Genomic DNA, 25,516 nt, shown 5'->3' on the forward strand with positions numbered 1-25,516 from the left:
CTGTGAAGATTGAAAAGATTGAGACATTCACCAACCGCCTGATCGGCTTCGTACGCGTTACCACCGATAGTGGCGAGAAGGGTTGGGGCCAGGTCTCAACCTACAATGCGGATATCACTTGCGAGGTATTGCATCGACAGGTCGCCCCACATGCACTCGGTACCAACGCTCTGGATTTTGGCGACACCATCGAACTGATCGGCGAACGGGAGTGCAAGTTTCCTGGGACCTACCTGCGCCGCGCAACGGCAGGCCTGGACACCGCATTGTGGGATCTCAAGGGAAAAATCGAGGGCAAGCCCGTGACTTCGCTCATCGGCGGCAGCCCCGGGCCACTACGCGCCTACGCCAGTTCGATGCGTCGCGACATCGCTCCGGAGGAGGAAGCTGACCGACTTTGCCGGTTGCGCGACGAGAAGGGCTTCACCGCTTTCAAGTGGCGCGTGGGAAAGGAGTGCGGCCGCGACGTCGACCAGTGGCCAGATCGAACCGAAACCATCGTTCCCTATGTTTCCAAGGCGCTGGGCGATGGCGTTTCGAAGCTTGTTGATGGCAATTCAGGCTTCAGCCCTGAACGCGCCATCGAAGTCGGGCGAATGCTGGAGGACAATGGCATCTCGCACTTTGAAGAACCCTGCCCCTACTGGGAATACGCCTGGACGAAACAGGTCACTGACGCATTATCGATCGACGTGACAGGCGGCGAGCAGGATTGCGAGATTTCCGCCTGGAAGACGATCATCGGGATGCGGTCCGTCGATGTTGTACAACCCGATATCCTCTATTTAGGAGGACTCTCGCGCACGCTCCAGGTTGCCCGCATGGCGGCCGAAGTCGGCCTGCCCTGCACGCCCCATTCGGCCAACCATGGCCTGGTGACCCTGTGCTCCATGCATCTCCTGCGCGCGCTCCCCAACGCCGGAAAATATCTCGAATACTCGATCGAGGGGCCTTACAGCCAGCAATGGGCTGATGAGCTATTTGTCGAGCGCCCATACGATGTTGTCGACGGCAAAGTAGAGGTTACGAATGCGCCGGGTTGGGGTATCGAGGTGAACCCAACTTTTCTTCAGGCAACAACCTACGCAGTGACCGAGCGCGATTAGCCGCCTTCGGCTCCAATTAAGGTGCGACAATCACCGCAAGTGTACGGGTGGTTCCGGCATCGCTGTGCCAGCCGAGCCGCTATCTCGTAGACGATTATCGAGGGTCGTGCCGTGTCCGCCGTAAACCGCGAAAGCGCCAGCCCAGTTGGAAGTGGTTGCGACACTGGTTGCGGCGAAGAATCCGGACCCTCGAACCGCCATCGATGCAAGGCTTGGCTCGGAAATCTCGATAAAAAGGTTTCGAATGTTGTCACTGCGCCATATGTCATTGGTGCAACGCGAGAAATAGGGGGTCTACCTTGCCTACCGAACCACGTTCTCCACGGCTTGCCGTGCTGATCGACGCAGACAACGCTTCGGCTAGGATTGTCGACGGGCTGTTCGAGGAAATCGCCAAGATCGGTGAGGCAAGCGTTCGTCGCATCTATGGCGACTTCTCCAGCACGCGTTCAAAGGCCTGGGCCGATGTTCTGTCGAAGCACGCGATCATCCCGCAGCAGCAATTCGCCTATACCACCGGCAAGAACGCGTCCGACATCACGCTCGTCATCGACGCGATGGACCTTCTCCACAGTGGGCGGTTCGAAGGCTTCTGCCTGGTGTCGTCCGACAGCGATTTCACCCGCCTTGCCGCTCGCATCAGGGAACAGGGGATCGACGTGTATGGATTTGGCGAGCAGAAAACGCCGGAGAGTTTCCGGCAGGCGTGCCGCCGGTTCGTATACACCGAGAACCTGCTCCCGACTGCGCCAGCCAACACTCAGGATGCGGTGCCGGCGAAATCGTTACAGCCGCCAAGCGCCGCGACGCCGATCATCACCAAGGTCATTTCACAAATGGAAACCGAGGACGGCTGGGTGCCGCTCGGCACTGTCGGCAATCAGCTCGCCAATCTGGCGTCTGACTTCGATCCCAGAACCTTCGGCTTTCGCAAGCTGAGCGACCTCGTCCGCAAGACCAACGCCTTTGAGATTGACCATCCCGAGGGTGGAACCATGCGCATCCGCATCAAACCGGCCCAAGAGATGCGAACGAAAGACAAGCCTGGCCGACGCCGCCGCAAGGATCTATCTGACTTGCCCTGAACCGAAGGGCCTCCACCTGCGTTTGGTCTCTGGTCGGGCCACTATTTCGCTGGCGCAAACCGCTGTTCGGCGTATCATCCCTATGGGAGAGGGTTCATGGCGGGAGGAGCCAATGAACGCAGCGCTGAGTGTGCCTGTCATCGACCTGACGGCCCAGGAACTTGTTTCATCTACGCTTTCAAGATTCCGCGCTGGCGACACCATATCGACCAGGGCTGCGCTGGACGCTATCCGCCGGATGAGCCCGGCTTGCCAGGACAGCGACGACGACCTTGTCGAGCTTGTCGTGATGACGGCAATTGGTAAGACCATGGGTGTCGTGTTCGACCATCGGGCACGCTAATGCATGTCGCGCAAAACCATGCCCTCGGCTTGACCCGAGGGTCCGCAGCGGTTTGCGGAATCTGGCCGAGAACGGCGGCAAGATTCCGAGCGACCTGGCGGCCTAATTCGGCCTGCCCCCGAACCCTGGGGTTCGGACTTGGGGTCAAATCGAAACAACGATCCATCCCGCTCCACCGGGATGGCTTCATCCCAGGGGAACTCGACGAAATCTTTGCCGTTGTTCCCTCGGTCGAAACGAGGAGAGCCGCCATGGCAGAGGACAAGACCAGGACCGATACAAGCGACCGCTCAGAGATAGTCGACGACGACGTGCGGCATTTCGCCGAGGAAGCCGGCATTACACTCGACCAGGCTCGGACCTTGATCAGGCGCCACGGCAGCGACCGCAAGGTGCTGGAAGAAATAGCCGAAAGCATCAAGGGATCTTGATGGCGGGGTGAATAGCCATGAATCTTGGGACGCTTTTATCGGTTTTCTAACAAATTCGGCCTATTCCCCATTCTGACATGGGGAGTTGGGCTTTGGTGCACACAGACAAGATCGCCGCGCGACATGCCATTGCGCTGTCCGTCGTCGTGCCGTGCTACAATGAAATCGGCGGCGTCGCCGAGCTCTACCGGCGCGTAACAGACGTTTGCCAGGCGCAGGCCGGACATTCCTACGAGATCGTCCTGGTCATCGACGGAGCAACAGACGGCACCCGCGAGGCCATCTTCGAGCTCGCCAGACAGGACAGCCACGTCGTCGGCATAGACCTTGCCCGCAATTACGGCCACCAGATCGCGCTCAGCGCCGGGCTGGAGTTTTGCCGCGGCCAGCGCATTCTCATCCTCGATGCCGATCTCCAGGACCCGCCGGAATTGCTCGAAGCCATGATGGCGAAGATGGATGACGGCTTCGACGTCGTCTACGGCCAGCGGCTGAAGCGCCAGGGCGAAAGCTGGTTCAAGCGCGGCACCGCCGCATTGTTCTACCGCTTGCTGCGCAAGATGGTCGACGTCGACATGGCGCTCGATTCCGGAGACTTCCGCCTGATGAGCCGGCGAGCACTCGATCATCTCAATGCGATGCCGGAGCGCTATCGCTTCATTCGCGGCATGGTGAGTTGGATTGGCCTGAAACAGGTGGCCTTTCCCTATGATAGGCATGAGCGTTTCGCTGGCACCACGCACTATCCCTTAAAGAAGATGGTGCTTCTGGCAATGGATGCGATGACCAGCTTCTCCATCGTGCCCCTGCGGTTTGCCTCGCATCTCGGCATGATCTTCGGTTTGCTCGGGCTTGCCGCGCTCGGCTACACGCTCTTCTCATGGTTTGCCGGCAGCGTCCTGCCCGGCTGGACCAGTCTGGCCGCGATCATCCTGATCCTCGGCAGCGTCCAGCTCCTGGTCCTTGGGATTTTCGGGGAATATCTCGGGCGCATGTACATGGAGACCAAGCGGCGGCCTCTCTATCTCGTCAACGAGATCGTAGCCCACGATACCGCCGCCGCGGAGCTGCCCGTCCATCGTCTTCAAGAGCTGGCCCGGGAAATGAGGAAAGGAGCCGCGCGTGCTTCAGGCCGAGTTTGACCAATTCGCGCTAGAGTATCAGCAGCAGCATGCCGCCAGCATAAGGCTGAGCGGCGAAACGCCGGATTTCTTCGCACAGTACAAGATCGATGACGTCGCGGCACGGCTCGCTCGCTCTGGTGTGAAACCGCGGCGGATACTCGACTTCGGCGCCGGCGTCGGCAATTCGCTCGGACCCATGCGCGCGGCATTTCCCGACAGCGAGATCACCTTGCTAGACCCATCCTCTCAGTCGCTCGATATCGCCAGCAAGCGCTTCCCCGGGCAGGCCGATTTCAGGCCTTTCGATGGCGAAACGATCCCTTATGAAGACGGCAGTTTCGATCTCGCCTTCGCGGCTTGCGTGTTTCATCACATCCCCGACGATCTCCATATCGGCCTGATCAAGGAGGTCGAGCGCGTGCTGGCCGCTGGCGGCAGCTTGTTTCTGTTCGAGCACAACCCCTGGAATCCGCTGACGACGCACGCGGTGCGAAACTGTGCTTTCGACGAGAACGCGGTGCTGATCAATGGCCGCGACATGCGCCGGCGAGTGAAGGCGGCGGGCTTCTCCAGTCCCGACATCGTCTACCGGATTTTCTTCCCGCGCCTACTCGCAAGATTGCGTCCGCTGGAGCGTTACCTGACCAGGATACCTGTGGGGGCGCAATATTTCGTGCATGCGGTCAAGACTGCCGTCTGACCTGCCCTTGGATGAACGACGCGCCGAAACCCCTGATCAATCTGCCGCAAAGCGGCCTGGAGACATGATATGAACGCGGTTCAGGCGACCATGGCGGCGGTGTCGCCGGTCAATGACGCGCAGCGGGCCAGGCTGATGTTCTGCCTGCTGGTCGCGCCTCTCGTGGCGTTCGCGCTTTCCGCCCACGCTGTCGAAATCCTGCAGGATCCCGACTGTTGGTGGCAGGTCAAGGTCGGGCTCGACCTGCTGGCAAACCGTACGTTCCCGCTTGTCGACAGCTATTCTCATACCTTCGCCGGCCAGCCATGGATCGCCAAGGAATGGCTTGGGCAGGTTTTCCTCGCGCTCGCCTATACGGCAGGCGGCTGGAACGGCGTGGCGGTGCTGATCATCGCCACCATCGCGCTTACGATCTCGCTGCTGTCATGGCATCTCAGCGCCTGGCTGAGACCGACGGCGGCAGTCGGGCTGGCGCTGCTCGCGGCGGCCATGATTTCGCCCATCTACACCGCACGTCCCCACGTCTTCACCTTGCCCATTATCGTGATCTGGACGGCAACGCTTTTCCGCGCGGCGCGCAATGAGCAAGCACCGCCTCTGTGGCTGCTTGCCCTGCTCGTGCTATGGGCCAATCTCCACGCCACCTTTACTGTGGGCTTCGTTATTGCGGCTTTCGCCGGCCTCGATCTTCTTGGGCGAACCCGCCTGTCCAACCCCATGCTCCTTGCCAAATGGATTGCTTTCGGTCTGCTTTGCCCACTGGTCAGCCTGATCAATCCGTATGGCGTCAAGGCCATCCTCGCGACGTTCACGGTAGCCTACGGCAATGAAGCGGTTCCCCTGATCCTCGAGTGGCGACCGTTCGACGCCTCGGTTCAACCGCTCCAGGAAGTCGGCATCCTGCTGTTCGTTTTCGCGCTGCTTGTGTCGAGACTGCGCATCGGCTGGGCCAAGGCGCTGTTCATCATCTTTACCCTGCATGTCTATCTCACCCATTCGCGCTTCATATATCTGTTCTTCCTGCTGGTGCCGATCGTGATTGCGGCCGAGGTGGCTGAACAGTATCCCGCACTTTCCCTTGCGAAATGGATGGCGGACAAGCGCGACGGGCTGGAACGGTTTTTCGCCAGATGGTTTAACCAGATCTGCGGCATCGCTGGCGTTTTGGCGGTGGGCGCGGTCGCCGTGCTCACGAGCGCCTATCGGATCGAGCCAAGCCAGAAGACGTCCGCCAGGGACGCGCTTGCATTCGTCGAAAGCCATCATCTGTCGGGCAATGTCCTGAACTCATACAATTTCGGTGGCACCTTGATCTTCCATGGCATCAAGACATTCATCGACGGCCGGACGGATCAGCTCTTTCTCAACGGCTTCATGAAGACAGATGCCGAAATGGGCCGCAGCGGCGGAAAGCCGATCCTTCAGGCACAGCTCAAGAAATATGCGATCGACTGGGCGCTGCTGAAGGCTGACGACAGCCGCATTCCCTACTTCGACGAACTGGGCTGGAAGCGGGCATATTCAGACAAATACGCCGTGATCTACGTGCCTGGCGCTTGATTTCGGCGCCGATCGGAATTCCTGCAGTTCAAGCCGAACAATGCTTGTCGCCCAAGGAATGCGGCGGCAAATTCACCGCTAAACCTATGACTTTTTAATATTATTCCCTATTCACCTCTCTCGAATCCAAATGCCCGGCCTTCTATTTTCTCGACGCAGCCGATCGCTGCAGGCAGTCGCCACCTCGTGACGACGACCAAGAAGGAAGAAGGAAAAACCGATGCATCGCAGCCACGGACTTTATGTACCCACCCACCGTCCCCTGCCTGTCTCGGCGGTGAAGGCCGATATTCAGACGGTGGCCCATGGCGAGCGCAAACGGCCAATCGCACCTTTCCGGTTGACCAAGATGCTTCTGACGATCGGCTTCCTGCTGACCGCCACGGCCATCGCCGCTTCGGTCTCCTGAGCTATTCCAAAGAGAAATATGATGCCCAACTCTGTGCCTCCCCGAATTTCCACCGCTCTCCACCGCTTCGTCGTCGGGCGCGATGGCGAAGGCCATTGGATCGCCCGCGATGAACAGGGCCAGACCGGTGGCGTTTTCACCGACAGGATTTCCGCCATCCGTTTCGCCACCATGGAGAGCGACCATCAGGCGGGTGCGGTAAGGTTCGCGCCTGCGTCCGCACTGCTCTCATTGTTCAATTGAGCCGTGATCCATACGGCCTGGGCAGAGACAAACGAGCGACTTCACTACAGTTGACGTCGCCACTCCTCCGGGCAGGTCGCGACAACCGATTATGGAAACTCCGCGTCTTGCCGATCTGAGCAGCCTGCTCGAGCGCTTGACGCATGCGCGCAGGCTTCTCGATCACCAACTGTGGGAAGCTGCGCGCGTCCTGTCCATCGACAGGTCGTCTCCCCAAGGCCGGCGATTTGCCTGCCTGGTCGATGCCGGCGCCACGCTCGATGCCGCAATGCTGCTGGTCGCGGTATCAAGCCGCTCCGTGGCCAGCCTTGGCAACATTGGCGGACACTGGGTGTGTACGGTTCGACCAACGGCGTCTGTCGCCGGAGCCGCGCAAAAGAGGTTCCGGATGAAGCATGCGGATCCGCCCGCCGCGGTTCTGGCTTCGCTGATTGCCTCGCTTCTGCATGCGGAAGGCCCATGGGGCGTTTCAGGCCAACAAAAGGAATTCGTCCATGATGACACCTGAACAAGCACGACTGCGCCTGAACGGCGCCATGACCGCGCTGGTCACGCCCTTTTCAGACGGAGAGGTCGACCTAGCGGGCCTGACGACACTGCTTGAATGGCAGATCGAACAGGGTATCAATGGCCTGGTCCCGTGCGGCACGACCGGAGAGGCGCCGACCTTGTCGTGGGAAGAGCGTCTCGACGTCATCGCGCGATGCGTCAAGGTCGCCAGCGGCAGGGTGCCGATCATTGTCGGCAGCGGTACCAACAACACCGAAGCGACGATCGCTTTTACCGCCGCTGCGGAGGCCTTTGGCGCCGATGCGGCCCTGATCGTGACGCCTTACTACAACAGGCCTACCCAGGAAGGCATCTATCGCCATTTTGAAGCTGTCGCCCGCAGGGTCAGCATCCCGATCATTGTCTACAATGTCCCGGCCCGCACCGGCGTCGACCTGCTTCCCGAAACGATCAAGCGCCTGGCACAAATACCGACCATCGTCGGCATCAAGGACGCAACTGGCGATCTGAGCCGACCGTCATCGCTTTCATCCGCGCTCGGCCATCGCTTCATCCAGTTCTCGGGTCACGATTCGATATCCTTCGGCTTCAACACCATGGGTGGCCGGGGCACGATTTCCGTGGTCTCCAACGTAGCGCCCCGCTTGTGCGTCGAAATGCACGACGCGTGCCGGGCGGGAGATCACCACACCGCTCGGGCCATACACCATCGGCTGAGGCCGCTCATCGCGGCGCTGGAACTGGAAAGCAATCCAATCCCGGTGAAATATGCGCTGCATCTTGCGCTGGGGCTGAGCGCCGATGTTCGCTTGCCGCTGACGCCGGTGCTACCGGAAACCGCTGATACTATCCGCGAAGCGATGCTGGCGGTGGCCGAGAACGACAGCAATGTCTTCAACTCGACACGGGCTACCGTGAGCGCGGGGCAGTGGTGGTACTAATGCATGTCGCCCCAAAGCCTGCCCTCGGGGATAACGACATGCTTAAAAACAAGAACTTAGAGCGCGTCGCATGAATCCCTTCAGTCGCGACGCGCTTTGGTCGAACAGGGGCGCGAAGGTTTTCAAGACACGCCGTCAAACTTTCCGCGGCCGTGCACCCTTCTCGTCCATGAGATAGACCAGCCCGGGTCGAACGATCCATTCGCCTGCGTGCAAGGAATCGACATCGAAGCGTCCGTCGGCAGCGCGCGGTGCAACACCCACATAGCGATAGCGATGCCCGCTTGCGTCGACGACGGTTTCCGGGATCGGTTGACCTGCGAGATGGCCGATGATCGCCCCGTCGGACTGGAGGTTCACCAAAATGAAATACTCGATCGGCGGGCTTCGCCCAATCCTGGCACCCCGTTTGAACGGATCCAGGCCTTTGTTCATTTTGGACCACCGATCACATTTCAGCGGCGTGGTCAGGTGTGTCACCTTGCCATCAACCCGCGAACAGACCCGCATTAGATAATCGGCAGCCGCATATGAATTCGAGAGGCGTGCGTGGCCCAATTTATTAGCGCCGCATAGTGAAAAACGCTTCGCGCCGAGCGGTGAGCCAAGCACCAGTCTTCCGAAATCTTTATAGGAATTTTATTTCTTTCCTCTCCATCACGTCTCGAACCTTTATGGTGTTTCGATCCATATTCCGGCAGGCAAACCTGGTGGCGACTACCGTCGTTACGAGGTGTTTTTGTATGAATTCGACCGGCAGGCCGCAGAATTTCAACACAATGCGCAAAACCAAGCAAGACTAGTTGCCGCAGGTTTGAAATACAAATCGCAAAAATAAACAAGGAACACGCACCATGGACATCGTCGTTATCGGGATAGGGGTTTTGTTTTTCGCCCTGTCCTTCGCCTACATCAAAGCTTGCGACAGTCTTTAACGGAGGGATCGCAACATGCTTGTCGACTATATCCTCGGTGGCGGTGTGACTTTGTTCCTTCTCGCCTACCTGACTTACGCCCTCGTTCGCCCAGAACGCTTCTGACCGCAACTGGCGCCAGGCACGGAAAGCTACATCAATGACTCTCAACGGATGGCTACAGATCCTCGTCTACTGCGGGATCGTCGTTTTGCTCGTGAAGCCGCTCGGCTTCTATATGTATCGCGTTTTCAACGGCGATCGCACATTTCTCTCGCCTGTTCTTGGTCCGATCGAGCGCGGTCTTTATCGCATCTCGGGAACCAGCGAGCGCGAGGAGCAGCACTGGACCAGCTACGCGGCAGGCATCATGTTTTTCAGCCTGGCCAGTTTCCTGGTGCTCTATTTCCTGCAGCGGCTGCAGGGGGTCCTCCCCTACAATCCGGCGGGCATGACCGCGGTTGAGCCGAATCTCGCCTTCAACACCGCCGTCAGCTTCCCGACCAATACCAACTGGCAGAACTACGGCGGCGAAAGCACGATGTCCTACCTCGTGCAGATGGCCGGCCTCACCGTGCAGAATTTCATGTCCGCTGCGGTCGGCATTGCCATTGCGGTGGCGCTGATCCGCGGCTTCGCCCGCGCCTCGGTGAAATCGATCGGCAATTTCTGGGTCGATATGACCCGCTGCACCCTCTACATCCTCTTGCCACTCTGCATCGTGCTGACCCTCGTTTATGTCTGGCTCGGCATGCCGCAGACGCTTGGGCCTTATGTCGACGCCACCACGCTCGAGGGGGCGAAGCAGACAATCGCGCTTGGACCTGTCGCCTCGCAGGTCGCCATCAAGATGCTCGGCACCAACGGCGGCGGCTTCTTCAACGCCAATGCCGCGCATCCCTTCGAAAATCCCGATGCGATCTCCAACCTGATCCAGATGGTGTCGATCTTCGCGCTTGGCGCCGCACTCACCAACGTCTTTGGCCGCATGGTCGGCAACCAGCGCCAGGGCTGGGCGATCCTGGCCGCAATGGGCGTGCTGTTCATCGCCGGCGTCGCGGTCTGCTACTGGGCGGAAGCCTCTGGCAATCCGCTGGTTCACGCGCTGGGCATCGACGGCGGCAACATGGAAGGCAAGGAGACCCGCTTCGGCATCGCCCTGTCGGCACTGTTCGCGGTCATCACCACGGCCGCCTCCTGCGGCGCCGTCAACGCCATGCATGACAGTTTCACCGCAATCGGCGGCCTGATCCCGATCCTCAACATGCAGCTCGGCGAGGTCATCGTCGGCGGCGTCGGCGCTGGCTTCTATGGCATCCTGATGTTCATCATCGTCGCCGTCTTCGTCGCCGGGCTGATGGTCGGCCGCACGCCGGAATATCTCGGCAAGAAGATCGAGGCCAAGGAGGTCAAGATGGCGATGCTGGCCATTCTCTGCCTGCCGCTGGCCATGCTGATCTTCACGGCCATCGCCGTGGTGCTGCCGACCGGCGTCGCTTCCATGGCCAATGCCGGCCCGCACGGTTTCTCCGAGGTGCTCTATGCCTACACTTCCGCGGCTGCTAACAACGGCTCGGCCTTTGGCGGCCTGACCGGCAACACGCCCTGGTACAACATCACGCTCGGCATCGGCATGTTGATGGGCCGCTTCCTGGTCATCATCCCGGCCTTGGCGATCGCCGGCTCGCTGGTGGCGAAGAAGACGGTCCCGGCCTCCGCCGGCACCTTCCCGACCGACGGTCCGCTGTTCGTCGGGTTGCTGGTCGGCGTCATCCTGATCGTCGTTGGCCTGACCTTCTTCCCGGCGCTGGCGATCGGACCGATCGTCGAGCACCTGGCGATGATCAATGGGCAGACCTTCTGAGCCCCCACCTCGGATAAACACCATGTCCTGGCTCAACATCATGCGTCGGAAGGCCCGGGCCCGGGCCGACAATGGGGGGGAGGCAACTCCCCCTCCCTTCCCGACCATCTCCACCTTCCTCGGCCTTGCGGTAGTCATGATCGTGATCTGGCTGCTGGCCTACGGGCCGCCGCATCTTTTTTCGGCATCCGATCGATCGGCGCCGTCCAACAACATTGATACTGGAGCCACCAAATGAGCCAGTCCAAATCCGCTAGCATCATGGATGCCCGCATATTGTGGCCCGCCATCGGCGGGGCCTTCAGGAAACTGAACCCGCGCACCCTGATCAAGAACCCGGTGATGTTCGTCGTCGCCATCGTATCGCTGCTCACATCGGTCCTGTTCGTCCGGGATCTTCTGACCGGCGGCGGCGATTTCAGCTTCACGCTGCAGATCATCATCTGGCTGTGGTTCACCGTGCTGTTCGCCAACTTCGCCGAAGCGGTGGCCGAGGGCCGCGGCAAGGCGCAGGCCGACTCGCTGCGCAAGGCGCGCACCGAAACGCAGGCCAAGCTTCTGACCGGCGACGACCGCACCAAGTTCAAGCTGGTGCCCGGCACCAGCCTGAAGGTCGGTGACGCCGTGCTCGTCGAGGCCGGCGACATCATCCCGTCGGATGGCGAGGTCATCGAAGGCGTCGCTTCCGTCAACGAGGCCGCGATCACCGGCGAATCGGCGCCGGTCATCCGCGAATCCGGCGGTGACCGTTCGGCGGTGACAGGTGGCACCCAGGTCCTGTCCGACTGGATCCGCGTGCGCATCACCGCGGCCTCCGGCCATACTTTCCTCGACCGTATGATCTCGCTCGTCGAAGGCGCCGCGCGCCAGAAGACGCCCAATGAGATCGCGCTCAACATCCTGCTTGTCGGCATGACGCTCATCTTCGTGCTGGCCACCGCGACGATCCCCAGTTTTGCCGCCTATTCCGGCGGCTACATCTCGGTCACCATGCTGGTCGCGCTGTTCGTCACCCTGATCCCGACCACGATCGGCGCCCTGCTTTCGGCCATCGGCATCGCCGGCATGGACCGCCTGGTGCGTTTCAACGTGCTGGCCATGTCGGGCCGCGCCGTGGAAGCCGCGGGCGACGTCGACACGCTGCTGCTCGACAAGACCGGAACGATCACGCTCGGCAACCGCCAGGCCACGGAGTTCCGCCCGGTCAAGGGCGTCACCGAGCAGGAACTGGCCGACGCGGCGCAACTCGCCTCGCTCGCCGACGAAACGCCCGAGGGTCGCTCGATCGTTGTGCTGGCGAAGGAAAAATACGGCATCCGCGCCCGCGACATGGCAACGCTGCATGCCACTTTCGTGCCCTTCACCGCGCAGACCCGCATGAGCGGCGTCGATATCGACGGCTCGTCGATCCGCAAGGGCGCCGTGGATTCGGTTCTCGCCCATGTCAACCAGTCGATATCAGCCGGCAGCGGCGCACGTCCGGCCAGTGACGCCGTCCGCGACCTGCAGGCGATCGCCGACGAGATCGGCAAGTCCGGCGGCACGCCGCTGGCGGTCGAGCGCGACGGGCGCCTGCTTGGCGTCGTCCACCTCAAGGACATCGTCAAGGGCGGCATCCGGGAACGCTTCGCCGAACTGCGCAAGATGGGCATTCGCACGGTGATGATCACCGGCGACAATCCGATGACGGCGGCAGCGATCGCCGCTGAAGCCGGCGTCGATGACTTCCTCGCCCAGGCGACGCCCGAGGACAAGCTGAAGCTGATCCGCGACGAACAGGCCAAGGGCAAGCTGGTCGCCATGTGCGGCGACGGCACCAACGATGCACCCGCCCTTGCCCAGGCCGATGTCGGCGTCGCCATGAACACCGGTACGGTCGCCGCGCGCGAAGCCGGCAACATGGTCGACCTCGACTCTGACCCGACCAAGCTGATCGAGATCGTCGAGATCGGCAAGGCGCTGCTGATGACGCGCGGCTCGCTGACGACCTTCTCCATAGCCAACGACGTGGCCAAGTACTTCGCCATCATCCCGGCCATTTTCGCCGTCTTCTACGTCGCGCCGGGGCAGACATCGGGCCCGCTGCAGGCGCTCAACATCATGCATCTGGCGACGCCTCAGAGCGCCATCCTGTCGGCGATCATCTTCAACGCTCTGATCATTATCGCGCTGATCCCGCTGTCGCTTAGGGGCGTCAAGTACCGCGCCATCGGCGCCGGTGCGCTGCTCAGCCGCAACCTTCTCATCTACGGCCTCGGCGGCATCATCGTGCCCTTCGTCGGCATCAAGCTGATCGACATGATCATCACCGCCGTCGGCCTCGCATAAGGAACCATGTCCATGCTCAATCAAATCAGACCCGCGATCGTCATGATCGTCTTCTTCACGGTGCTGACCGGCCTCATCTATCCGATCGGCATGACCGGCATCGCCCAGGCGCTGTTTCCCAGCCAGGCCAATGGCAGCCTGATCGAGAAAGACGGCAAGGTTGTCGGTTCCGAGCTGATCGGCCAGGCTTTCGCCAGCGACCGCTATTTCCACGGCCGCCCGTCGGCCGCCGGTGACGGCTACAACGCCGCCTCCTCGAGCGGCTCGAACCTCGGGCCGACCAATGCCAAGCTGATCGACCGCATCAAGGCCGACGCCGAGAAGTTGAAGGCTGAAAATCCGGGCGCGCCGGTGCCGATGGATCTCGTCACCACATCCGGCAGCGGCCTCGATCCGCATATCAGCCCCGAAGCCGCCTACTTCCAGGTCGCCAGGGTGGCCAAGGCCAGGGGCGTCGATGAAGCAAGGATCAAGTCGCTCGTCGAGAGCCACATCGAGAGCCGCGAACTCGGCTTCATGGGCGAGCAGGTCGTCAACGTGCTGGCGCTCAACCTCGCGCTGGACGAGGCCACGAAGCAGTGAATGGTGCCGGTCGGGGTCGACACCCTCCCCGGCGCCGTCCATATCTAGGATCAAATGCCAGAGGACAGCCGCACCGATAACAGACCCTCTCCCGACGCGCTGCTCGATCATGCGGAGCGCGAGGAGCGCGGTCGTCTGAGGATTTTCCTTGGCGCGGCGCCCGGCGTCGGCAAAACCTATGAGATGCTGATGGCGGGCCGCGCCAGACGGGCCGACGGGATCGACGTGGTGATCGGCGTTGTCGAGACGCACGGCCGCAAGGAAACCCAGGCGCTGGTCGAAGGCTTTGAGGTCATCCCGCGTCGTCAGGTCGACCACAGGGGCCGCATGCTGGACGAGATGGATATCGATGCCATCCTCGCACGCCGCCCGGCGCTGGTTCTCGTCGATGAGCTCGCCCACACCAACGCCCCCGGCAGCCGTCATCCCAAGCGCTATCTCGACGTCCAGGAGATCCTGACGCATGGCATCGACGTCTACACGACGCTCAACGTCCAGCATGTCGAAAGCCTGAACGATGTCGTGGCCCAGATCACGCGCGTGCGGGTGCGCGAAACGGTTCCCGATTCCATTATCGACCAGGCCGATGACATCGAGATCATCGACCTCACCCCCGACGACCTGATCAAGCGGCTGAGGGAAGGCAAGGTCTACTTTCCCAACACCGCCCAGCGTGCGATCGAGAACTATTTCTCGCCAGGCAATCTGACCGCGCTCAGGGAACTGGCGCTGCGCCGCACCGCCCAGCGTGTCGACGAGCAGTTGCTGAACCACATGCAGGCACACGCCATCCCCGGACCGTGGGCGGCGGGGGAAAGGGTTCTCGTCTGCGTCGACGCGCGTCCGGGCGGGGCGGCCCGTGTCCGCTATGCGCGCCGGCTGGCCGACCGGCTCCGCGCCCCCTGGACGGCGCTTCATGTCGATACCCCTCGTTCGGCCGGCATGTCCGAGGAGGACAAGGATCGGCTGGCGACGCTGCTGCGCCTTGCCGAGCAGCTCGGCGCCGAGGTGACGACCATTCCGGGTCAGAACGTCGCGCAGGACATCGTTCGCCATGCGACCGCGAACAACTTCACCCATATCGTGATCGGCAGGCCAACCCGGTCGCGCTGGCGCGAATTGATCGAAGGCTCGCTCACTTACGATCTCATCCGCAATGCCGGTGACATCAGCGTCCATGTCATTTCGGGGACCGATCGGGGCACCGACGCTGCGTCGAGGAGCGTCAAGGCCGCAACCGAGCAGACGCAGTTCGAGGTATGGCCCTATCTCAAGGCCACGGCCTATGTCGCCGGCTCGCTCGGCGTCAGCGCGGTTCTCGACCAGTTTCTCGACGTCCGCAATCTGGCGATCATCTTTCTCATCGGGGTCCTGGCGTCGGCGGTGACCGGCGGTCTCTGGCCGGCTCTGTATGCCTGCCTCGCCAGCGCCCTAGCCTTCAACTATTTCTTCCTGGAACCACGCTACACGCTGACGATCCAGGATCCGGAGAGCATCGTTGCGCTGGCTGTCTTCCTGGTTGTTGCCGTCATTGCCAGCAATCTGACGGCGAGCGTGCAGCGTCAGGCGGTCGCCGCCCGCTCACGGGCACGCGCGACGGAGGACATCTATCTCTTCTCCAGGAAGCTCGCCGGCGCCGGCACGCTTGACGATGTGCTCTGGGCCACGGCCTTCCAGATCGCCTCGATGCTGAAGCTGCGCGTGGTGCTGCTTTTGCCCGAGGACGGTTCGATCACCGTCAAGGCCGGCTATCCGCCCGACGACACGCTGGCCGAGGCCGACATCGCAGCTGCCCGTTGGGCCTGGGAGCACGATCGCCCCGCGGGCCGTGGCGCCGACACACTGCCTGGGGCAAAGCGCCTCTATCTTCCCTTGCGCACCGGCCGCACTGCGGTTGGCGTCATCGGCCTCGACAACGACAAGCAGGGGCCGCTGCTGACGCCCGAGCAGCAGCGTCTCCTCGACGCTCTCGCCGACCAGGCGGCGGTCGCCATCGAACGCATCCAGCTTGTCGCCGATGTCGACCGGGCCAAGCTCGCGGCCGAGGCCGACCGCCTGCGCTCGGCATTGCTGACCTCGATTTCCCATGACCTGAAAACGCCGCTCGCCGCCATCATGGGAGCTGCCGGGACGCTGAGGGAGTTCGCGCCCGCACTTCCCGAGCAGGACCGGACGGAGCTCTTGTCGACCGTGCTCGACGAATCCGAACGGCTGAACCGGTTCATCGCCAATCTACTCGACATGACCAAGATCGAATCCGGCGCGATGGAACCGAACCACGCCTTCCACTATGTCGGCGACATTGTCGGGTCGGCACTACGGCGGGCGAAGAAGATCATCGGCGAGCACAAGACCGAAATCGACATTCCGCAGAACCTGCCGATGCTGAAGCTCGATCCGGTGCTGTTCGAGCAGGTGCTTTTCAACCTCCTCGACAATGCCGCGAAATACGCGCCGCCAGGGTCAACGATCCGCATGCGGGGCTGGGCCGACAACGGCTCCGTCATCCTGCAGGTCATGGATGAGGGGCCGGGCATCCCTCCGGCGGATCTGGAGCGAATTTTCGACACATTCTACCGGGTGCGCAAGCGCGATCAGGTCCAGGCCGGCACCGGGCTCGGCCTGTCGATCTGCCGCGGCTTCATCGAAGCGATGGGCGGGACGATTGCGGCGGCAAACAGGACCGACCGCGCTGGCGCGGTGTTCACCATCCGGATGCCGGTGCCGACGGAACCGCCCCTCATAGGCGATCAAAACGGGGGCGATCCCAGCGTGGACGACTTGGCATGACACATTCGAACGTCAGTATATTGGTCGTCGATGACGAGCCGCCGATCCGAAAACTGCTCCGGGTCGGCCTCGGCAGCCAGGGCTATGCGGTCAGCGAGGCGCCGAACGCCAAGGCGGCGATCGAACTGGTCGAAACGGAAAAGCCGGACCTGATCCTGCTCGATCTCGGCCTGCCCGGCATGGGCGGCCATGATTTGCTGCGCAAATGGCGCGACGATGGCCTGGACATTCCGGTGGTCATCCTGTCTAGCCGCACCGATGAGTCCGGCATCGTCTCGGCACTGGAGCTGGGCGCCGACGACTACATCACCAAGCCATTCGGCATGAATGAACTTGTCGCGCGCATCCGCGTGGCGCTCCGTCACAAGTTCCAGCAGCAAGGCGAGAAGCCGGTGTTCCATACCGGCGATCTCACGGTCGATCTGGTGAAACGCATCGTCAAGGTCGAGAACAGGGAGATAAAACTCTCGCCGAAGGAATACGACATATTGCGCCTCCTCGTGCAGCATGCGGGCAAGGTGCTCACCCACCAGTTCCTGCTGAAACAGGTCTGGGGCGAGTCGACCGACGTGCAATATCTCAGGGTCTATGTCCGCCAGCTCAGGCAGAAGATCGAGAAAACGCCCGACCAGCCGCGCTATATCACCACCGAAACCGGCGTCGGATACCGTCTGCGCGAAGTCGAGTGAGCGGGCGTCAACGGGCTCCCAATCCTGCTCCACATCGCCAATCAAATGAGAACGATATGAAAGTCGCGGAATTCATCCGGCCGGAAAGCGTAGTCGTTGATCTCGCGGCCAAGTCGAAATCGCGTGTTCTTCAGATTATGTCCGCCAAAGCCAGCGAGGCGCTCGGGATTGAAGAAAGGCCGGTACTGCAAGCGCTTGTTGACAGGGAAAAACTCGGTTCGACAGGCATTGGCGAAGGGATCGCCATTCCGCATACGCGGGTGGCGGGCGTGGTCCATCCATTCGGCATGCTTGCCCGGCTAAGCAAGGCGATCGATTTTGAGGCCGTCGACGACATTCCGGTGGACATCGTCTTTCTGTTGCTGATTCCGGGCGAAAGCAGGAAGGATCATCTGAACGCGCTTGCCTGCGTGGCGCGGCAGTTGCGGTCGCACGAGGTTTTGAAAAAAATCCGCAGTGCTACAAGCGCAGACGAATTGTACGCAGCCGTAGTTCTCCAGGCGGATTCGCCCGAATGAAAGAATGAACGCATAATCGCGCAACACCGAGACGCTGGCTCAATCCGCCGAGAGTTCCGCGGTCTTGGCAAGCGCACCGCTGAAGCCGGTCAACGGCATGGAAAAGCCGATCAGACAGCCGGCATATTGGAATTGAAGAATATTAGGTCCTTGCGGCAGGCGCATCCGCTGCGATCGGGACCTTGACCATGACATCGCCGGACAGACGTCCTATATCAAGAAGACGTCTGTTTTTGGCGTGGGAATGAACGGAAATGTCGCAGTCTCGTATTTCAAAGATTTTCGTGTCGGCAATGCTGGCAACGGAGATGTTGTTGGGCGCAGCACCATTCGCCGCGGCGCAGACCGTCGACTCCGCCAATCGCAACACGCTGATCCAGCAAAATGAATTGCAAATATTGGAAAACAGGCTGAAGCGGCAGCAATATCAGCAGCAGCAACAGCAGTTCCGCGCCCAGGATCGCCAGATCGTGCCGCAACAGCGGCCGGTGGTGCCGCAGGTGAAGCCGAGTTGCCAATTGCAGCCGTCGGGCAGCAGTTTTGTCAGAACCTGCCGCTGACAGACCGGCACTTTTCATTTATTTAGCCGACTTATGGAATTGAGGTGCCGTCTGGCGTGGCGAACCGACTGGGGTTTTCGCAAATGGCAATCGCCAAAAAGAAGGCCGTACGCAAGGCAAGGAGAGGCGAGAGGATCCGCCAGGTCGCGGCTATTCCCTTTCGGCTGAACGGACACGGCAATGTCGAGGTAATGCTGGTCACTTCGCGCGCGACCAGGCGCTTCATCGTGCCCAAGGGTTGGCCGATGAAGGGCAAGAGCGGACGCAAGGCAGCCGCCATCGAGGCGCAGCAAGAAGCCGGGGTGACCGGCAAGATGCTCAGGCAACCGGCCGGCACCTATTCCTATTGGAAGCGGCTTGAAAACCGCTTCGTGCGCGTCGACGTCATCGTCTATTTGCTGGCGGTGACGGAGGAACTCATCGACTGGCAGGAAGCGGAAAGCCGGCAAAGAGCCTGGCTGGCGCCGGAAGACGCGGCGATGCTCATCGACGAACCCGAACTGTCGACGCTGTTGAGAGACCTGGAGATTCCGGAACCACCCTCAGAGCCGGCCCTCTGACTGAAGCAACGACACATGCGGCCTCGCCTCACCCACCCTCTTCATCCGGAAAAGCCCGTACCGGCGTACCGGTGTAGGCCCACAGCCACTCGCGCGGCAGCGGTCCCTTGTTACGGTCGCTCTGCTGCGATTGCTCCCACGCATGCGCCAGGATGCCGACCGAGCGCGACAGCACAAAGAGCCCGCGTGTCAGCGGCGGCGGAAAACCGAGTTCGCCATAGATGAGGGCAGTGGCGCCGTCGATGTTGAGCGGGATCTTCTTGCCCTTGCGCAACGCAACCTCGGCCTCGACAGCCTCGGCGATGTCGGCAAAACGCCCGCTGACGACGCCGCGCGCGGCAAAATCGCGGGTCACTTCAAGCAAGCGCGGCGCGCGTGGGTCGACCGGATGGAAGCGGTGGCCAAAGCCCGGCACGTAGCCCTTGTCCTCGGCGAAGAAGCGGTCGAGCCGCGCCGAGACGGCATCGGCAAGCGTCGATCCTGCATCCTGCGCCGCGGCAATATCGCCGTAGAAGGCAAGCGCCTGCTCGCCGGCGCCGCCATGCACGTCGCCAAGCACATTGATGGCCGAGGCCATGGCGCTGTTGATGCCGACGCCACAGGTGGCCGCCATGCGGGCAATGGCGATCGACGGCGCCTGCGGCCCATGGTCGACCGCCGCACCGAGTGCGATGCCAAGCAAGGCAGCCTGATCCTCGCTGGGCAATTCGCCGCGCAGCATCAGCCAGATCATCGCCGGGAAGCTGACGCGGCCGATCAGATCCTGGATCTCATAGCCGCGCAGCCGGATCACGCCGGGCCGCATTTCGATGATATCGGTCTGCCACCATTCCTCGCCGCGCTCGCGCCCGGTCTTTTTTTCCTCGCCGCTCATGCGCGCGCCCCATTCTTGGCCCGCGACCCATTCTTGGCCCGCGACCTTGTCTGAGCACGTGGCGGCAGGTCCGAAAACACCTCGTCCATGTGTTCGCCGAGCGCCGGCGGCGGCCTGACCGGTAACGGCGCCACACCGTCGACCATGAAGCCGCCGCGCACGACGGTCAGCGGGCGGTCCATGCCAGGCACACCATCGAAACGAGTGGTCATGTCGCGCAAGGTCACTTGCTGCTCCTCGAGCACCTGCGGGATCGTCAGCACCCGGCCCGCCGGCACGCCCGCGCGATTGAGCTTCTCCTCCCAGACGGCAGCCGAGGCGCTGGCCAGCGCGTCCTCGATCAGCACCTTCAATACAGCGCGATTGCGCTTGCGTGTCTCGCGCTCGGCAAAGCGCGGGTCCAACGCCAGCTCGGGCAGTCCGATCAGCCGGCAGAGCGTGACGAACTGCTCCTGCTTGTTGGCGGCGATGTTGAGCAGGCCGTCGCCGGTGCGAAACGCGCCGGAAGGTGCCGCCGTCATGTTCTCATTGCCCATCGGCTGCGGCTCGACATCGGCCGTCAGATAGTTGGAGACCGGCCAGCCGAGCGCCGAAAGCGTGCATTCGAGCATCGACACGTCGAGGAAGGCGCCCTCACCGCTTGTCTTCTGCTTCACCAGTGCCGCAGTGATGGCGAAGGCCCCGACCAGCCCGCCCAGCGTGTCGGCCACGGGATAGCCGACACGCAGCGGCGCCGTCTCCGGCGTGCCGGTGATGCTCATGATGCCGGAAAGCCCCTGGATGATCTGGTCGTAGGCCGGATTGTCGCGCATCGGTCCGGTCTGGCCGAACCCCGATATCGCGCAATAGACGAGACTGGGCCGCACCTCTTTCAGACTGGCATGGCCGAGGCCCAGCCGCTCCATCACCCCCGGCCGGAAGTTCTCGACCAGCGCGTCCGCCGTGGCGACCAGGTCGAGGAAGCGCTCGCGATCGGCTTGCTGCTTGAGATCAAGCACCACCGATCGCTTGCCGGCGTTCTGCGCCAGGAACGAAGCGCCCATCCTGGCCTCGTTGAGTTCGGGCGAAGCGCCGAGCTGACGCGCCAGGTCGCCGCCTTGCGGCGCTTCGACCTTGATTACGTCGGCCCCGAGCAGCGCCAGCTGATAGGCGCAGTAAGGGCCGGCCAGGACATTGGTCAGGTCAAGGACGCGGATGCCGGACAAAAGCTCGGTCATGATCTCCCAAACAACTCAGGCATCGCCCGGCACATGCTCCGGCCCGCGCCGGCGCCGGTGCTCGATGTAAGCCCAGATATGCGGGCCGGCCAGGCCGATGAAGGCCAGTGTCAAGAGCGTCAGCGACAGCTTGTGCGTGTAGAACACCGACCAGTCGCCATTCGAGATCGTCATCGCCCGGCGGAACTGCGTCTCGGCGAGTGGCCCCAGGATCATTCCGATAATCACCGGCGCCGTCGGAAAATCGAAGCGTCGCATCAGGAAGCCGGCAGCACCCAGGAGATAGAGGATGACGAGATCGATCGGCGATTGCGAAATGCCGTAGGTGCCGACCGTGGCGAACACCAGGATGCCGGCATAAAGCTGCGGCGCCGGGATCTTCAAAAGCCGCACCCACAGCCCGATCAGCGGCAGATTGAGGACGACGAGGATGACGTTGGCGATGAACAGGCTGGCGATCAGGCCCCAGACGAGATTGGCCTGCGTCGTCAGCAGCAGCGGCCCGGGATTGATGCCGTAGCTCTGGAAGGCCGACAGCATGATAGCCGCCGTCGCCGAGGTCGGCAGGCCGAGCGTCAGCATCGGCACCAGCACGCCGGCGGCCGAGGCATTGTTGGCGGCTTCTGGTCCAGCGACGCCTTCGATGGCGCCGACCGTGCCGAACTCGTCCTTGTGCTTCGACAGCTTCTTCTCGATGGCATAGGACAGGAAGGTCGGGATTTCGGCGCCGCCGGCCGGCATCGCGCCGATCGGGAAACCGATGGCGGCACCGCGCAGCCATGCCTTCCACGAGCGTCCCCATTCGGCCGCGGTCATGTAGAGCGAACCCTTCAGCGGCACGATCTCGTCCTTGCCGGCATAGCGGCGCGAGGCCATGTACAGCGTCTCGCCGACAGCGAACAGGCCGACCGCGACGATGATGACGTCGACGCCGTCGAGCAGTTCGCCAATGCCGAAGGTGAAGCGCGGCTGTCCGGTCTGCAGGTCAACGCCGATCATGCCGATGACGAAGCCGGCGAACAGGCTGGTGAGCCCCCGCACCGAGGACGAGCCGAGCACCGCCGAAACGGTGATGAAGGCCAGCACCATCAGCGAGAAATATTCGGCCGGACCGAAGGACAGTGCGAACTTGACCACGACCGGCGCCAGGAAGGCGACGCCCAGCGTGCCAAGCGTGCCGGCAACGAAGGAGCCGATCGCCGAGGTCGCCAGTGCTGCGCCGCCACGGCCGGAGCGGGCCATCCTGTTGCCCTCGAGTGCTGTAACGATGGTGGCGCTTTCGCCGGGCGTGTTGAGCAGGATCGACGTCGTCGAGCCGCCATACATGGCGCCGTAATAGATGCCGGCAAACAGGATGAAGGAGGCTTCCGGCGCCACCTGGTAGGTGATCGGCAAAAGCAGGGCGATGGTCAGCGCCGGCCCGAGGCCGGGCAGCACGCCGATCGCGGTTCCGAGCGTCGTGCCGACCAGGCACCACATGAGGTTGACCGGTGTGAAAGCGATTGAAAATCCATGCGCGAGTTGATTGAGGGTTTCCATCGCCTCACCCCCGGACCATCGCGATGATGGCGTTGATGGCGGCATTCAGCTGGTTCTCGATGAAGCCGGCGCCGATGTTGACGCCGAGCGCCCTGGCGAAGCCGAAATAGGCCGCGAGTGCCAGGATCAGCCCGAGCAGCGCGTCGCGCAGCGGACGCCTGCTGCCGAAGCCGTGGCAGATGAGAACGAACATGATTACCGAGGCGGCTGTGAAGCCGAGCGGGCGTATCAGCACCAGGTTGGCGACGAGCCCGGCGGCAACAATGCCCATCGCCTTCCAATCGGTCGGCGTCTCTTTCTCCTCCTCGGGCTGCCAGCCACCACGCAGGGCGGCCAGGATGAGGAGCAGGGAAAGGATCACCATGCCTGTCATGGTGATGTAGGGAAACACCGTTGGACCGACCTTGGAATAGAGCGGCGACACCGGGATCGCCAGGGTTTGCCAGGCAACGGCCGCGGCACAGGCCAGAAGCCCGATGCCGATCAGCAATTCGGGTACGGCAAGGCGTGGCGGCGGCGCCTGCTGGTCGCTGGTGCTCATGAATGTCCTCCCCAGGATGGCCGGCATGCTCCAGCCGGCCTTCACCGCAGTCTCCCCCGCGATGGACCACATGTCCATGCGGTTGGCGAAATGTCGAAGGGGCGGCGCAAGCCGCCCCTTCCGGGAAGATCAGGCAAGGCCGAGATCCTTGAGGATGGCGCCGATGCGGGCCGTGTCCTCGGTGAGGAATTTGGCATAGTCATCACCGGTGAGCAGGATTTGCGTCCAGTTGCGGTTCTTGCATTCGGTGGCCCAGGCCTCGCTCTTGGCCATGGTCTCGACAAGCGTGATCAGCGCCGCCTTGTCGGCGTCCGAGACGCCGGGCGGTGCGAAGACGCCGCGCCAGTTGAACAGTTCGACATCGATGCCGGCCTCCTTCAGCGTCGGGGCGTCGATGCCGTCCTGGCGCTTGTCGGCCGAGATGGCGAGCAGCCTGAGCGCTCCCGCCTTGACCTGTTCGGAGAACTCGCCATAGCCCGATATGCCGGCCGCCACCTGGTTGCCGAGCAGCGCCGACAGCGCCTCGCCGCCGCCGGCGAACGGCACGTAGGACAGGCTGGTTGCCGGAACACCGGCCGTCTTGGCGATGAGGCCGAACAGGATGTGGTCCGAGCCGCCGGCCGAACCGCCGGCCACCGGCACCTTGGTCGGATCGGCCTTGAGGGCGGCGACGAAATCGGCTGCCGTCTGGAATGGCGAGGCCGCCGGCACCACCAGCGCCTCGAACTCGCCCGTCAGCCGGGCGATTGGCGTGACCTCGGTGAGATTGTTGGCCGACTTGTTGGCGATGATGGCGCCAACCATGACCATCCCGGCAACCATCATCGAATTGCCCTTGCCGTTCCACTGGTTGATGAACTGCGGCAGGCCGACCGTGCCGCCGGCGCCGCCGACATTGGTGATTTGCGAGCCGGAGATCAGCTTCTCACTGCGCAGCACCTGGTCCATCGTGCGCGCTGTCTGGTCCCAGCCGCCACCGGGCGCCGCCGGCACGAAGATCTGGACCTGTGGCGCGTCCTGCGCAAAGGCGGGCGAGAGATGCAACGCTGCGAAACCGGCAGCACCCGCCGCAGCGGTGCTCGTCAAAAATCTGCGTCTGTTCAGCATGGGATTCCTCCAAATCACGACACCTCCTCCGGTGCCTGCCAGAAACGTAGCCTGAATTCAGACCCGCTCGACAAAATTCTTGCTGATTTTATTGCGTTCTGTCAACAGGAACGGCATTCCGCTGGACAGAACATTCTACGTAAGGCATGATCGTTCCGGTCCACCTGGCCGGAAATGAAATGAGAACGTCGGACGATGACGCAAGTACGATCCAAACCGGCGTCGACCGATGGCGTTGCCGCGCTTGATCGGGCGATCGCCATTCTCGACGCTTTCGCCGCGGCCGACCGGTCGCTCAGCCTGGCCGAAATCGCGGCGCGCACCGGCCTTTACAAGAGCACCATCCTGCGGCTGGCGAATTCGCTGCTGCGCGGGCAGTTGCTGGAACGCCTCGACGATGGCCGCTACCGCGTCGGTCCGGCGACCTTCCGGCTCGGCACGCTCTACCAGCGTTCGGTGGTGGCGAGTGACGTCCTGCTGCCGATCATGCGTGATCTCGCCGACCGCAGCTGGGAAAGCGTTGCCTTCTATGTCCGCTCGGGCGATGTCCGCACCTGTCTCTATCGTGTCGAGTCCAAGCACCCCATTCGTTACACCATACGGGAGGGGGACGTACTGCCTTTGCTGGCTGGTTCGGGCGGACGTGTGCTGGCGGCATTTTCCGGTGAGCCGGGCGAGCCTTACGAAACGATCCGCGAAACCTATCACTTTCTGACGGTCGGCGACCGCGACCCCGAGACGGCGGGCGTGTCGGCGCCCGTGTTCGGACCGGGGCGCGTCTTGCTCGGCGCCCTGACGCTGGCCGGGCCCAGCACGCGTGTCGACACGGCCTTTCTCCAGCGCATGAAGCGGCCGCTCATCGAAGCAGCCGCCCGCGCCACCCGCGCGTTCGGCGAAGACGCTTCAGTGCTTGAACTGGCGGCCCGCGAGGCCGGCGCGGAACGCGTGGAAAGCCTCAACTCCGCTTGACCAGGCTCACAT

The 25,516-nt window shown here is 62.4% G+C and carries 28 protein-coding genes; 21 read left to right on the forward strand and 7 right to left on the reverse strand.

Annotated features, from left to right (window positions below; translation table 11 throughout):
* Nucleotides 1–2 precede the first annotated feature (2 nt).
* The 11 genes from C9427_RS21615 (at nucleotide 3) to dapA (ending at nucleotide 8,452) form a co-directional block, all read left to right on the forward strand.
* Nucleotides 3–1,106 (forward strand): mandelate racemase/muconate lactonizing enzyme family protein, encoded by a 1,104-nt coding sequence (locus C9427_RS21615; protein ID WP_107651130.1) that lies wholly within the window; start codon nucleotides 3–5, stop codon nucleotides 1,104–1,106.
* A 299-nt stretch (nucleotides 1,107–1,405) separates the two neighbouring features.
* Nucleotides 1,406–2,191, forward strand: coding sequence for an NYN domain-containing protein (locus tag C9427_RS21620; RefSeq protein ID WP_107651131.1), 786 nt, complete (start codon nucleotides 1,406–1,408; stop codon nucleotides 2,189–2,191).
* A 112-nt stretch (nucleotides 2,192–2,303) separates the two neighbouring features.
* Nucleotides 2,304–2,534, forward strand: a complete 231-nt coding sequence (locus C9427_RS21625) for a hypothetical protein (RefSeq protein ID WP_097575182.1) — start codon at nucleotides 2,304–2,306, stop codon at nucleotides 2,532–2,534.
* Between the two features lie 251 nt (nucleotides 2,535–2,785).
* Nucleotides 2,786–2,965: a DUF3606 domain-containing protein gene (locus C9427_RS21630; protein ID WP_097575183.1), complete on the forward strand. Its 180-nt coding sequence runs from the start codon at nucleotides 2,786–2,788 to the stop codon at nucleotides 2,963–2,965.
* Nucleotides 2,966–3,057: 92 nt separating this feature from the next.
* Nucleotides 3,058–4,107 carry a glycosyltransferase family 2 protein gene (locus tag C9427_RS21635; RefSeq protein WP_167434438.1) on the forward strand — a complete coding sequence of 350 codons (1,050 nt, stop codon included), beginning with the start codon at nucleotides 3,058–3,060 and terminating at the stop codon, nucleotides 4,105–4,107.
* Complete coding sequence (locus C9427_RS21640) at nucleotides 4,088–4,789, forward strand: class I SAM-dependent methyltransferase (RefSeq protein ID WP_107651132.1); 702 nt, start codon at nucleotides 4,088–4,090, stop codon at nucleotides 4,787–4,789. Before C9427_RS21635 ends, C9427_RS21640 begins: the two co-directional genes overlap by 20 nt.
* 69 nt (nucleotides 4,790–4,858) lie before the next feature.
* Nucleotides 4,859–6,349: a hypothetical protein gene (locus tag C9427_RS21645; protein ID WP_107651133.1), complete on the forward strand. Its 1,491-nt coding sequence runs from the start codon at nucleotides 4,859–4,861 to the stop codon at nucleotides 6,347–6,349.
* A gap of 220 nt (nucleotides 6,350–6,569) precedes the next feature.
* Nucleotides 6,570–6,758, forward strand: coding sequence for a hypothetical protein (locus tag C9427_RS33855; protein WP_146172578.1), 189 nt, complete (start codon nucleotides 6,570–6,572; stop codon nucleotides 6,756–6,758).
* Nucleotides 6,759–6,779: 21 nt separating this feature from the next.
* Nucleotides 6,780–7,001, forward strand: coding sequence for a hypothetical protein (locus C9427_RS21650; protein WP_107651257.1), 222 nt, complete (start codon nucleotides 6,780–6,782; stop codon nucleotides 6,999–7,001).
* Between the two features lie 91 nt (nucleotides 7,002–7,092).
* A complete protein-coding gene (locus C9427_RS21655) occupies nucleotides 7,093–7,509 on the forward strand; it encodes a hypothetical protein (RefSeq protein WP_107651134.1) in 417 nt (138 codons plus the stop codon).
* Nucleotides 7,496–8,452, forward strand: a complete 957-nt coding sequence (gene dapA / locus C9427_RS21660) for a 4-hydroxy-tetrahydrodipicolinate synthase (protein WP_280954157.1) — start codon at nucleotides 7,496–7,498, stop codon at nucleotides 8,450–8,452. The genes C9427_RS21655 and dapA overlap by 14 nt, the downstream gene beginning before the upstream one ends.
* Before the next feature lie 135 nt (nucleotides 8,453–8,587).
* Here dapA and C9427_RS21665 read toward each other — a convergent pair whose 3' ends face one another.
* Nucleotides 8,588–8,932: a hypothetical protein gene (locus C9427_RS21665; RefSeq protein ID WP_245437134.1), complete on the reverse strand. Its 345-nt coding sequence runs from the start codon at nucleotides 8,930–8,932 to the stop codon at nucleotides 8,588–8,590.
* A 29-nt stretch (nucleotides 8,933–8,961) separates the two neighbouring features.
* A complete protein-coding gene (locus C9427_RS35430; RefSeq protein WP_425351672.1) occupies nucleotides 8,962–9,537 on the reverse strand; it encodes a hypothetical protein in 576 nt (191 codons plus the stop codon).
* Here C9427_RS35430 and kdpA point away from each other — a divergent pair.
* The 9 genes from kdpA (at nucleotide 9,527) to C9427_RS21715 (ending at nucleotide 19,257) form a co-directional block, all read left to right on the forward strand.
* On the forward strand, nucleotides 9,527–11,230 hold the full coding sequence (kdpA, locus tag C9427_RS21675) for a potassium-transporting ATPase subunit KdpA (RefSeq protein ID WP_107651135.1): 1,704 nt from the start codon (nucleotides 9,527–9,529) through the stop codon (nucleotides 11,228–11,230). The genes C9427_RS35430 and kdpA overlap by 11 nt on opposite strands.
* 22 nt (nucleotides 11,231–11,252) lie before the next feature.
* Nucleotides 11,253–11,468: a hypothetical protein gene (locus C9427_RS21680; protein ID WP_107651136.1), complete on the forward strand. Its 216-nt coding sequence runs from the start codon at nucleotides 11,253–11,255 to the stop codon at nucleotides 11,466–11,468.
* Nucleotides 11,465–13,558 carry a potassium-transporting ATPase subunit KdpB gene (kdpB, locus tag C9427_RS21685; RefSeq protein ID WP_107651137.1) on the forward strand — a complete coding sequence of 698 codons (2,094 nt, stop codon included), beginning with the start codon at nucleotides 11,465–11,467 and terminating at the stop codon, nucleotides 13,556–13,558. Before C9427_RS21680 ends, kdpB begins: the two co-directional genes overlap by 4 nt.
* Nucleotides 13,559–13,570: 12 nt before the next feature.
* Complete coding sequence (kdpC, locus tag C9427_RS21690) at nucleotides 13,571–14,140, forward strand: potassium-transporting ATPase subunit KdpC (RefSeq protein WP_107651138.1); 570 nt, start codon at nucleotides 13,571–13,573, stop codon at nucleotides 14,138–14,140.
* A 54-nt stretch (nucleotides 14,141–14,194) separates the two neighbouring features.
* Nucleotides 14,195–16,930, forward strand: coding sequence for a sensor histidine kinase (locus C9427_RS21695; RefSeq protein WP_107651139.1), 2,736 nt, complete (start codon nucleotides 14,195–14,197; stop codon nucleotides 16,928–16,930).
* Entirely contained in the window at nucleotides 16,927–17,619 is a 693-nt protein-coding gene (locus tag C9427_RS21700; protein WP_107651140.1) for a response regulator transcription factor, read from the forward strand. Before C9427_RS21695 ends, C9427_RS21700 begins: the two co-directional genes overlap by 4 nt.
* A gap of 56 nt (nucleotides 17,620–17,675) precedes the next feature.
* Nucleotides 17,676–18,137, forward strand: coding sequence for a PTS sugar transporter subunit IIA (locus C9427_RS21705; RefSeq protein WP_107651141.1), 462 nt, complete (start codon nucleotides 17,676–17,678; stop codon nucleotides 18,135–18,137).
* Nucleotides 18,138–18,391: 254 nt separating this feature from the next.
* Entirely contained in the window at nucleotides 18,392–18,697 is a 306-nt protein-coding gene (locus C9427_RS21710) for a hypothetical protein (RefSeq protein ID WP_167434439.1), read from the forward strand.
* 83 nt (nucleotides 18,698–18,780) lie between these two features.
* Nucleotides 18,781–19,257: an NUDIX hydrolase gene (locus C9427_RS21715; RefSeq protein WP_107651142.1), complete on the forward strand. Its 477-nt coding sequence runs from the start codon at nucleotides 18,781–18,783 to the stop codon at nucleotides 19,255–19,257.
* A 28-nt stretch (nucleotides 19,258–19,285) separates the two neighbouring features.
* On the opposite strand, the gene C9427_RS21720 is transcribed toward C9427_RS21715, so the two are convergent.
* The 5 genes from C9427_RS21720 to C9427_RS21740 form a co-directional block, all read right to left on the reverse strand.
* Nucleotides 19,286–20,131, reverse strand: coding sequence for a citryl-CoA lyase (locus C9427_RS21720; RefSeq protein WP_107651143.1), 846 nt, complete (start codon nucleotides 20,129–20,131; stop codon nucleotides 19,286–19,288).
* Nucleotides 20,128–21,348 carry a CaiB/BaiF CoA transferase family protein gene (locus C9427_RS21725; RefSeq protein ID WP_107651144.1) on the reverse strand — a complete coding sequence of 407 codons (1,221 nt, stop codon included), beginning with the start codon at nucleotides 21,346–21,348 and terminating at the stop codon, nucleotides 20,128–20,130. The genes C9427_RS21720 and C9427_RS21725 overlap by 4 nt, the downstream gene beginning before the upstream one ends.
* A gap of 15 nt (nucleotides 21,349–21,363) precedes the next feature.
* Nucleotides 21,364–22,887, reverse strand: a complete 1,524-nt coding sequence (locus tag C9427_RS21730; RefSeq protein WP_107651145.1) for a tripartite tricarboxylate transporter permease — start codon at nucleotides 22,885–22,887, stop codon at nucleotides 21,364–21,366.
* Between the two features lie 4 nt (nucleotides 22,888–22,891).
* Nucleotides 22,892–23,428, reverse strand: coding sequence for a tripartite tricarboxylate transporter TctB family protein (locus C9427_RS21735; RefSeq protein ID WP_107651261.1), 537 nt, complete (start codon nucleotides 23,426–23,428; stop codon nucleotides 22,892–22,894).
* A gap of 129 nt (nucleotides 23,429–23,557) precedes the next feature.
* Entirely contained in the window at nucleotides 23,558–24,535 is a 978-nt protein-coding gene (locus C9427_RS21740) for a Bug family tripartite tricarboxylate transporter substrate binding protein (RefSeq protein WP_107651146.1), read from the reverse strand.
* 195 nt (nucleotides 24,536–24,730) lie between these two features.
* Between C9427_RS21740 and C9427_RS21745 the strand changes: the two genes are divergently transcribed.
* Complete coding sequence (locus C9427_RS21745) at nucleotides 24,731–25,504, forward strand: IclR family transcriptional regulator (RefSeq protein WP_107651147.1); 774 nt, start codon at nucleotides 24,731–24,733, stop codon at nucleotides 25,502–25,504.
* Nucleotides 25,505–25,516 lie beyond the last annotated feature (12 nt).

It is taken from the genome of Mesorhizobium helmanticense, from assembly GCF_003034915.1.
Lineage (GTDB): Bacteria > Pseudomonadota > Alphaproteobacteria > Rhizobiales > Rhizobiaceae > Mesorhizobium > Mesorhizobium helmanticense.